Origin of the sequence: Microbacterium resistens NBRC 103078, assembly GCF_001552355.1 — a bacterium.
GTDB classification, from domain to species: domain Bacteria; phylum Actinomycetota; class Actinomycetes; order Actinomycetales; family Microbacteriaceae; genus Microbacterium; species Microbacterium resistens.
Genome location: NZ_BCRA01000117.1, coordinates 1 through 9760, shown reverse-complemented (window position 1 = coordinate 9760; position 9760 = coordinate 1). Strand labels below are relative to the sequence as shown.

General features: G+C 70.6%; 9 protein-coding genes. 6 read left to right on the top strand and 3 right to left on the bottom strand.

Features of this window, described 5'->3' with window-relative positions; genetic code table 11:
• From MR1_RS16185 to MR1_RS16175, 3 genes are all read left to right on the top strand, one after another.
• Positions 1-487, top strand: a 487-nt coding sequence (locus tag MR1_RS16185; protein WP_157518308.1) for a copper chaperone PCu(A)C, incomplete at its 5' end; no start/stop codon positions are given.
• Positions 484-1710, top strand: coding sequence for a Dyp-type peroxidase (locus tag MR1_RS16180; protein WP_067249300.1), 1227 nt, complete (start codon positions 484-486; stop codon positions 1708-1710). The genes MR1_RS16185 and MR1_RS16180, both read left to right, overlap by 4 nt.
• Positions 1711-2017: 307 nt before the next feature.
• Positions 2018-3028, top strand: a complete 1011-nt coding sequence (locus MR1_RS16175; RefSeq protein WP_067249298.1) for an alpha/beta hydrolase — start codon at positions 2018-2020, stop codon at positions 3026-3028.
• A 15-nt stretch (positions 3029-3043) separates the two neighbouring features.
• On the opposite strand, the gene MR1_RS16170 is transcribed toward MR1_RS16175, so the two are convergent.
• The 3 genes from MR1_RS16170 to MR1_RS19875 form a co-directional block, all read right to left on the bottom strand.
• Entirely contained in the window at positions 3044-3697 is a 654-nt protein-coding gene (locus MR1_RS16170) for a GntR family transcriptional regulator (protein ID WP_233459976.1), read from the bottom strand.
• 495 nt (positions 3698-4192) lie between these two features.
• Positions 4193-4681, bottom strand: coding sequence for a YajQ family cyclic di-GMP-binding protein (locus MR1_RS16165; protein ID WP_067249291.1), 489 nt, complete (start codon positions 4679-4681; stop codon positions 4193-4195).
• A gap of 31 nt (positions 4682-4712) precedes the next feature.
• The gene (locus tag MR1_RS19875; protein ID WP_067249288.1) at positions 4713-5585 is read right to left on the bottom strand and encodes a hypothetical protein; all 873 of its coding nucleotides are present in this window, start codon (positions 5583-5585) and stop codon (positions 4713-4715) included.
• 214 nt (positions 5586-5799) lie between these two features.
• On the opposite strand from MR1_RS19875, the gene MR1_RS16155 reads away from it, so the two are divergent.
• The 3 genes from MR1_RS16155 to MR1_RS16145 all read left to right on the top strand — a co-directional run bounded on the left by MR1_RS16155 (position 5800) and on the right by MR1_RS16145 (position 9724).
• Positions 5800-7047, top strand: coding sequence for a sugar ABC transporter substrate-binding protein (locus MR1_RS16155; protein WP_067249283.1), 1248 nt, complete (start codon positions 5800-5802; stop codon positions 7045-7047).
• A 117-nt stretch (positions 7048-7164) separates the two neighbouring features.
• On the top strand, positions 7165-8787 hold the full coding sequence (locus MR1_RS16150) for an ABC transporter permease subunit (RefSeq protein ID WP_067249281.1): 1623 nt from the start codon (positions 7165-7167) through the stop codon (positions 8785-8787).
• A 1-nt stretch (position 8788) separates the two neighbouring features.
• Complete coding sequence (locus MR1_RS16145; RefSeq protein WP_067249278.1) at positions 8789-9724, top strand: sugar ABC transporter permease; 936 nt, start codon at positions 8789-8791, stop codon at positions 9722-9724.
• Positions 9725-9760: the final 36 nt, after the last annotated feature.

Below are 9760 nucleotides of genomic sequence, written 5' to 3'. Positions count from 1 at the left end.
CGCGCCGGCGGCCGCCGCGCCGGAGACCCCGGCCGCCTCCTCCGCCGCGACCGCGAGCGCCGAGGACGTCTCCGTCGTCGACGCCTGGGTGAAGGCCGCCGACGAGGGCATGTCCGCGGCCTTCGGCGAGATCCGCAACGCCGGCCCCGCGGACGCGACCCTGGTCTCGGTCACCACGCCGGTGTCGTCCATGGTCGAGCTTCACGAGACCGCCGCCGACGCGTCCGGCCAGATGGTCATGCGCGAGAAGGAGGGCGGCGTCACGATCCCCGCGGGCGGAACGCACCTGCTCGAGCCCGGCGGCGATCACATCATGCTCATGGAGCTGTCGGCTCCGCTGCGCCCGGGCGAGGAGGTGGAGCTGGAGCTGACGTTCGACGACGGCTCCTCGCTCACGGTCTCGGCCCCGGTGAAGGACTACGCCGGCGCGAACGAGAACTACGAGGGCGGCGAGCACGGCGGCCACGGCGGGAACAGCGCGCGATGAGCTCGCGGCCCGCGGAAGACGCGGGCCGCGCCCGGTCGACCCGGCGGCAGTTCCTCCTCGGAGGGGCTGCCGCCGGCGTCGGCGCGGTCGCGGCGCTCGGCGTCGAACGCCTCGTCGTCCCCCATCCCGGACCGGACGAGCCGGAGTCGGCACCGGTGCACGGCGGAGACACCGTCCCCTTCCACGGCGCGCATCAGGCCGGGATCGCCACCCCGGCGCAGGCGCACGCGGTGTTCCTCGGTCTGGATCTGCGGGAGGGCGTCGACCGGGCGGGGCTGCGCGGTCTCATGCGCACGCTCAGCGATGACGCGGCCCGGCTCACGGCCGGCCGCGGCGCGCTGGCGGACACCGAGCCCGAACTGGCGGCGTCCCCGGCCCGGCTGACGATCACGTTCGGCTTCGGTCCCGGCTTCGTCGCCCGGGCCGGGGGAGAGGCCCCGTCGTGGCTTCGCCCGCTGCCCGCGTTCGGCGTGGACCGTCTTCGCCCCGAGCTCGGAGACGGAGACCTGCTCCTGCAGATCGCCGCGGACGATCCGCTCACCGTGGCGCACGCGGCGCGGATGCTCCTCAAGGACGCCCGCCGCTTCGCACGGGTCCGGTGGCGGCAGCAGGGGTTCCGCCGGGCACACGGCACGGAGGCCCCCGGCACGACCATGCGCAACCTCTTCGGGCAGGTCGACGGCACGTCCAACCCCCGGCCGGGCACCGCGGACTTCGAGCGCGTGGTGTGGATCCGGGACGGCTGGCTGGCGGGCGGCACCGGCGCGGTGATCCGCCGGATCCGTCTCGACCTGGAGGGATGGGACCGGATCGACCGGGCCGGCCGCGAGCAGTCCGTGGGCCGGCGCCTGTCGGACGGCGCGCCGCTGACCGGGAATCGCGAGCACGACGAACCGGACTTCGAGGCGCTGACTCCGGTGGGGTTCCCGGTCATCCCGGCGTTCTCCCACGTCCGGCGGGCACGCAGCGACGACCCGCGGGAGCGGATCTTCCGACGCGCCTACAACGACGATGTGCATCCCGAGGGGGAGGAGGTGACGGAGTCGGCGCTGGTGTTCGTCTCGTTCCAGGCGGACGTGGACGCGCAGTTCGTGCCGTTGCAGCGCCGTCTGGACGAGCTGGACCTGCTCAACACGTGGACGACGCCGATCGGATCCGCGGTGTTCGCGATCCCGCCGGGCTGCGCCGAGGGCGGCTGGATCGGGGAGACGCTGCTGTCGTGAGCGACGCCCCGGTCGTCGTGCGGGCCGGGGCGTTTCGTCTCGCTGCGCTTGCTCAACGACCGGGGTGGTTTCGGTCGTTGAGCGAGGAGCGCAGCGACGAGTCGAAACGTGGGGCGTTTCGTCTCGCTCCGCTCGCTCAACGGCCGGGGTGGTTTCGGTCGTTGAGCGAGGAGCGCAGCGACGAGTCGAAACGCGGTGACCTGCGCTCAACGACCGGGGCCCGGGGCGTTTCGTCTCGCTGCGCTCGCTCAACGGCCGGGCGCGCTCGCTCGACGACCGGGGCGGTCGCCGGCGGTAGCCTGGCCGGGTGACGCAGTGGGTGACCGACGTCCTCGGGGACGAGTTCCAGCAGCGCACGCTGCCGCTCGGCGAGGACGAGGAGGGCCCCGTCGTGGCGACGCTCGTGCGCGCGTTCCCCGAGCACAGCATCCGGCAGCGGCTCTTCGGCGACCGCCGCCCCCTGGCGGACACGGACGTGCTGTACGTCCACGGCTGGTCCGACTACTTCTTCCAGAAGCGGCTGGCCCGGTTCTGGACCGCGCGCGGCGCGCGCTTCTTCGCGCTGGACCTGCGCAAGTACGGCCGCAGCCTCCGCGACGGCCAGACGCCCGGCTACATCGCCGATCTCTCCGCCTACGACGCCGACATCGCCGCCGCCCTCGCCGCGCGCGACGAGGAGGAGCCCGCGCACCCGCGCCGACTCGTGCTCCTGGGACATTCCACCGGCGGCTTGATCCTCAGCCTCTGGGCCGCGCGGAACCCCGGACGAGCGGACGGCGTGATCCTGAACAGTCCCTGGCTGGAGTTCCAGCTTCCGCGGTTCACGCGCGAGACGATCGCGCCGCTCGTGGGCTGGCAGGCGCGCTACCGCCCGTTCGAGCGGGCGCCGCAGGTGGATCTCGGCTTCTACACCCGGGCGCAGCACGAGGTCGCGGACCCCGCGGACCCGATCGACGTGAATCTGCAGTGGCGCCCGGAGCAGACCATGGCCGTGCACGCCGGATGGCTCAACGCGATCCTCGCCGGTCACGCGACGATCGCGGCCGGGATCGACATCCCGGTCCCGGTGTGCGTGCTGCTGTCGAAGCGCTCGGCCGTGCCCACGGCGTGGTCGGACGAGCTGACCCGCGCCGACAGCGTGCTCGGCGTGGACGACGTGGCCCGTGCCGCGCTCAAGCTGGGGCCGTCCGTGACGATCGAGCGGATCGACGGCGCGCTCCACGACGTCTTCCTCTCGCGCCACGAGGCGCGGGAGGAGGCCTATGCGCGGCTCGACCGCTGGTCGCGCGGCTGGGCGGTCGCCACGCGGACCGGATGACGCGATCGAACTCCGTCAGTCCACGAGGTGGACGGTGCGGGCCTGCCGCTCCGCCCCGTCCGCGTCCCCGATGCGGATGGCCTCCGCGTAGCGCCGGTAGCCGTCTGCGACCTGTGCACGCCCGTCGTCGCCCAGGGACCACCCGCGCAGGTTGCGTGTCAGGACCATCCCGGTCTCCGACAGGAGCATCGTGTGCAGCGGGTTGCCGCAGTGGTCGGCGAGATACCCGAACAGCGCCCAGCGCGCCGCGACGACGTCCGACCGCTCGACGAGCGCGTCGGCGACGCTCTCGGCGAGGGCCGCGGCCGACGCGCGCTGCGCATCGCTCATCCGCAGCACGGCCATCCGCGTCAGCACGCCGGCCTGGTACCCGGCGAACTCGAGCGACTGCGCCACGGTCTCGTCGTTCACCTCGGTGACCCGGGTGAAGCGGCTCGGCCGCATCTCCACGAGCCCGAGGCGTTCCAGCCGCTGCAACGCCTCACGCACCGGCATGCGCGACACGCTGTACTGCGCGGCGAGGTCCGCGTCGCGGATCCTCTGGCCGGGCTCCAGGGTGCCGTCGATGATGGTCTCTCCGATGCGTTGGAACAGCTCCTCCGCGAGCAGCTGCTTCTCCACCCCGACGGAGATCGGCGTCATCGCGGTCTTCGGTTCTGCGATTTCCATGGATACTGAACCCCCAGACGCACGTGTCCCCACGATCACGTGCTCAGGCGCACAATCACATCACGGATATCTCGCAGATCCAAACGATCGTCTATCCGGTCGGCGCGTCGGCGGCTCCGGATGCACCCCGGCCTACCCTGTCGCGTCCCTGCCTCGGCCCGTCCCAGCCCGGTCGCCCGCCGCCGAAACCCCCTCTCCGCGCCGAGACCCCCTCCTACGAGCGCTCGGGGGAGGGGGTCTCGGTGGCGAGAGGGGGTCTGGGCGTGAGGAACACGCGACACGCGCGGAACGTCCGACGGAGAGGGGGTGCGACGGGGGCCGATCCATCCGTCCGCCGTGTTCCCCACCACGGCGACGATCTGATCGTCGGCGGACCGGTTCGGCCCCGTCGCACGGCGTCACACGGGAGGGCGTGACCCTCCCAGTCTTGGCGATCCGGCCCTGTATATCAGTATCGAAGCTCAGCGCTCGCCGCCGTCCGGTCGGCGTCGCCGGTCAGCGGTAGTTGATGAACTGCAGGTCGATGTCGAGATCGGCGCCCTTGAGCAGCGCGATCACCGCCTGGAGGTCGTCGCGGCTCTTGGACTGCACGCGCAGCTCGTCGCCCTGGATCTGCGACTTGACGGACTTCGGGCCCTCGTCGCGGATGATCTTGCCGATCTTCTTGGCGTTCTCCGAGGAGATGCCGTCCTTGAGCGACGAGACGATGCGGTACTCCTTGCCGCTGGCGACAGGGTCGCCGGAGTCGAGGCTCTTCAGCGAGATGCCGCGCTTGATGAGCTTCGACTGGAACACGTCGAGCACGGCCTTGGCGCGCTCCTCGGCGTTCGCGGTGATGACGATCTGCTCGCCGCTCCAGGCGATCGAGGCGCCCGTGTTCTTGAAGTCGTAGCGCTGCTCGATCTCCTTGCGGGCCTGGTTCAGCGCGTTGTCGGCCTCCTGGTGATCCACCTTGGAAACGATGTCGAACGAAGAGTCAGCCATGCCGTCAGTGTATCGAGCCGTCCCGGCCGGGTCATCCGGGCGGCGCGGACGTCTCCTGCCGCCGGCGGGCGATCTGCACCGCCGCCGCGATCAGCAGGGCGATCGCCGCGACCACGGCGAGCACGCGCAGGGACATCGTGAGGATGCCCATGGCCTCGAGCGTCCCCGCGCCCGGAACGCCGAGACGGCCGGAGCCCGTGCGGAGGGTGCTGACGAGCACTCTCGTCCGATCGACGAGCGGGATGATCAGGACGGCGGCGGCGATCACGCGCGGACCGGGCGCTCGCAGGCCGGCGAGCGCGGCCGCGAAGCCGAGTGCGGCCACGGAGGTCAGGCCGATGAGCGACCACACCGTCCACCCCTGTCCGTGCGTCATCGCCAGGTATCGGGCCTGATCGGCGGCGGCCTCCAGGGCAACAGCGGCGCCGCCGAGCGCCAGAGCGATCAGCAGGGGAGTGGGCGAGGGTGCACGGCACGCGAAGACTCCGAAGACGGTCGCGATCAGCCCGCACGTCAGGGCCGCCAGCAGCAGCCCGGACTCGAGGAGGAACTCCGCGCGGGCCTCACCCATCAGCTGGATCAGCAGCATCGCGGCGGCGGCCGCACCATGCAGGAGAGCGACGACCCCGGCGGCGACGACGAGCCACCGGGCACGGACGGAGACCGCGCCGAGCACGAGCAGCACGGTGGCGGCCGCCGTGGTGGTGATGAGCACATAGAACGTGTTGTCGCGTGTGAACCCGAGATCCGGCGGCCACCCGCGTGCCAGCCGGAGCGGGGCGAGGACCCAGGAGGAGAACACGATCATCAGCACGGCGAGCGCGGGAAGCGCAGTCGGCGGGCGCACGTCGGCGGACGGAGTCCTCGCGGACACCGGGGCGGACGAGGCGGAGGGCAGGGCCATGCGGGCTCCGATCTGCGATGACACGGCGCACCCATGGTGCGTGGAGTGCCTTCGTCCAGAGAAGCCGACGACATGGAAACGCTTTCACATCCTTTCCTGCGTCGTCTCCGTTGCAATCGCGGCGATGCGAGGTCATACTGTAAACGCTTGCAATCAGGCGATGGGGCCGACCGACCCGGTCCGGGCTCCTCACACACATCAGAGAGGCACACCGATGAAGGTGAACACCAAGAGCGCACTCGGGCTCGGCGCCCTCCTCGTGGCCGGAGCCGTCGCCCTGACCGGCTGCGGCGGGAACGCGGAGTCCGGTTCCGGCGGGGACAACGGATCCGAGGGCGCCGGCGCCGCAGGAACGCTCACGATCTGGGTCGACGCGAACCGCGCCACGGCGCTCAAGGACGTCGCCGCGGCGTTCGAGGAGGACAAGGGCGTCGCCGTCAAGCTCGTCACCAAGGACTTCAGCAAGATCCAGGAGGAGTTCGCCGCGCAGGTGCCGACCGGGAAGGGGCCGGACATCACCGTCGGCGCCCACGACTGGCTCGGCGGCTTCGTCCAGAACGGCCTGGTCGCTCCGGTGGACCTCGGCGACAAGGCCGCGGAGTTCCAGCCCGTCGCCGTGTCCGCGTTCACGGACGACGGCAAGGTCTACGGCCTGCCGTACGCGATCGAGAACATCGCGCTGATGCGCAACGCGGACCTGGTCCCCGAGGCGCCCACGAGCTTCGACGACATGATCGCCAAGGGCACCGCGGCGGGCGTGCAGTACCCGTTCGTGGTCGGCCTCGACCCGGCCGACGCCGACCCGTACCACCTGTACCCGTTCCAGACCTCGTTCGGGAACTCCGTGTTCGCGCAGAACGCGGACGGCAGCTACGACGGCTCGAAGCTGACGGTCGGCGACGAGACCGGCGTCGCCTTCGCGACCTGGCTCGGCCAGCAGGGCAAGGCCGGCACGATCAACCTGAACCTCACCCAGGACCTGTCGAAGGAGGCCTTCAACTCCGGCAAGTCCCCGTTCATCCTCACCGGTCCCTGGAACGTCGCCGATGCGCAGGCCAAGGGCATCAACATCGCCGTGGACCCGATCCCCTCCGCGGGCGGACAGCCCGCCCGCCCCTTCGTCGGCGTCCAGGGCTTCTACGTCAACGCGAAGTCCGAGAACACGCTGATCGCCAACGAGTTCCTCACGAACTACCTGGCCACCGAGGACGTGCAGACCGCCCTGTTCGAGGCCGGTGACCGTGCTCCCGCGCTGACCAGCGCGTTCGAGAAGGCCTCCGCCGACCCGATCGTCGCGGGCTTCGGCGCCGTCGGCAAGGACGGCGTCCCGATGCCGTCGATCCCCGAGATGGGCGCCGTCTGGGAGTTCTGGGGCGTGACCGAGGCCGCCGTCATCAAGGGCGAGGACCCCGCGGCGACCTGGGCCAAGATGACCGCCGACATCCAGGCGAAGCTCGGCTGACCGGCCCGGGGCGTCCGGCCGGGTCCTGGGCCCGGCCGGACACCCCGGATCCGCATCGCCGCCGGCGGACGCCCCGCCACGACACGACACCGACCGCACACGAACGCAGGAGAACGGATGACCGCGCCCGTCATCGAGGAGCCGAGAGCTGGGGAGGACGCCGGCACCGCGCGCCGGCGCCGCCGCGCCGAGCGGTACGCCGAGGCCGCCGCCGCGGGATGGAAGGTGTGGCTGGTCAAGATCGCCGCGCTGGCGATCATCGACGCGGCCGCCGTCTACGCCGCCATGGTCCTCATCGCGGCAGGATCCTGGATCGTGGCCGCGGTCGTGCTGCTCCTGGCCGTCGCCGTGACGGTCGTGTACCTCACCCCCGGACTGCTGCCGGCGAAGTACCTGACGCCGGGCCTGATCTTCCTGCTGATCTTCCAGGTGTTCGTCGTCGGCTACACCGTCTACATCGCCTTCACCAACTACGGCACAGGGCACAACTCGACGAAGGAGGACGCCGTCGCGGCGCTCCTCGTCCAGTCGGAGAGCCCGGTCGAGGGCGGCCCGGTGTACGACGCGACGGTGCTGGAGCGCGACGGCGCGTACTTCCTCCTCGTCACCGATCCCGAGACCGGCGACGCCGAGATCGGCACCACCGGCGAGGCGCTCGCCCCGGTCGACGCCGAGTTCGATGGCGACAAGGCCGTCGCCGTGGACGGCTACACGACGCTCGACTTCGGCACGGTCGTGAAGAACCAGACCCTCGTGTCGGCCGTCGCCGTCCCCGTCTCGGACGACCCGGCGGACGGCTACCTGCGGATGAAGGACGTCTCCAGCGCGCAGACGTACCTGTCCGACCTCGCCTGGGACGCGTCCGCGGACACCATGACGGACGTGAGGACCGGGACGGTCTACCGCGACATCGGCACCGGGGCCTTCACCTCCGCCGACGGCGAGGAGCTTCTGCCCGGCTGGTCGGCCAACGTCGGCTTCGCGAACTTCACGCGGGCGTTCACGGAGCCGAGCATCCGGGAGCCGTTCCTCGCGGTGGCCGCCTGGACCCTCGTGTTCGCCGTGCTCTCGGTGGCGACGACGTTCGCCCTCGGGCTGTTCCTCGCGATCGTGTTCAACGACCCGAGGATGCGCAGCCGCAAGTACTACCGGGTGATCATGATCCTGCCCTACGCCTTCCCGGCATTCCTGTCGGCGCTGGTCTGGGCGGGCATGTTCAACCAGGACTTCGGCTTCGTGAACCAGGTGCTCCTCGGCGGCGCGGAGGTGCCCTGGCTGCAGAACGAATGGCTCGCGAAGGCGGCGATCCTGATCGTGAACCTCTGGCTGGGCTTCCCGTACATGTTCCTCGTCTGCACGGGAGCGATCCAGTCCATCCCCGAGGACATCACCGAGGCGGCGCGGATGGACGGCGCGAACGTGTGGCAGATCTTCCGGCGGATCAAGTTCCCGCTGCTTCTCGTGTCCGTCGCGCCGCTGCTCATCTCGTCGTTCGCGTTCAACTTCAACAACTTCAACCTGATCTACATGCTGACGCGCGGCGGTCCCCGCTTCGCCGACGCGAGCATCAACGTCGGGGCGACCGACATCCTCATCTCCATGGTCTACAAGGTGGCGTTCGTCGGACAGCTGCGCGACTACGGGCTGGCGAGCGCGTTCTCGATCATCATCTTCCTCATCGTGGGCGTGATCTCGTACCTCGGGTTCCGCCAGACCAAGGTGCTCGAGGAGCTGAACTGAGATGACCACCGCGACCACCCCGATCAGCTCGTCCGCCGCGACCGGCGCCGCCCCGGCCGTGGCGCCGCACCGCGCGCCGCGCCGCCCGTTCGGCACCTGGTTCCGGCAGACCGGATGGCGGCACCTCGTCGGCTTCGTGATGCTCGTGTTCTCGGCGTTCCCGCTGCTGTACGTCCTGTCCGCGTCCCTCAACCCCGGCGGGACGCTGCTCACCGCGAACGGCCTGTTCACCAGCTTCGACCCGGGCGCGTACGTGCGGCTCTTCCAGGATCCGCAGCGTCCCTACGGCGCCTGGTTCCTGAACTCGATGGTGATCGGGCTGACGACGGCCGTCGGCACGGTGATCCTGGGAGCCCTGGCGGCGTACTCGTTCTCCCGCATGCGCTTCCGCGGGCGCCGGGCGGGGCTGCTCACTCTGCTGCTCGTGCAGATGTTCCCGCAGTTGCTGGCCTTCGTGGCCATCTTCCTGCTGATGTCGACGATCTCGGACATCTTCCCGGCGATCGGTCTGAACACGCAGATCGGTCTGATCATGGTCTACCTCGGCGGCGCGCTGGGGGTGAACACGTACCTGATGTACGGGTTCTTCAACACGGTGCCCGCGGAGATCGACGAGGCGGCGAAGATCGACGGCGCCGGCCACGCACGGATCTTCTTCACGATCATCCTGCGGCTGGTGGCGCCGATCCTCGCGGTCGTGGGCCTGCTGGCGTTCATCGGGACCATGAACGACTTCGTCCTGGCCTCGGTCATCCTCGTCGACCCGGACAAGCAGACCCTCGCGGTCGGCCTGTACCACTTCGTGTCCGAGGAGACCTCGAAGAACTGGAGCGTCTTCTCCGCCGGCGCCGTCCTCGCCTCGATCCTGCCGATGGTCCTGTTCCTCGCGCTGCAGCGGTACATCGTCGGCGGGCTCACCGCCGGCAGCGTCAAGTAGCCGCTCGCGGCGCGGGGCTCAGAGCCGCGCCGCGAG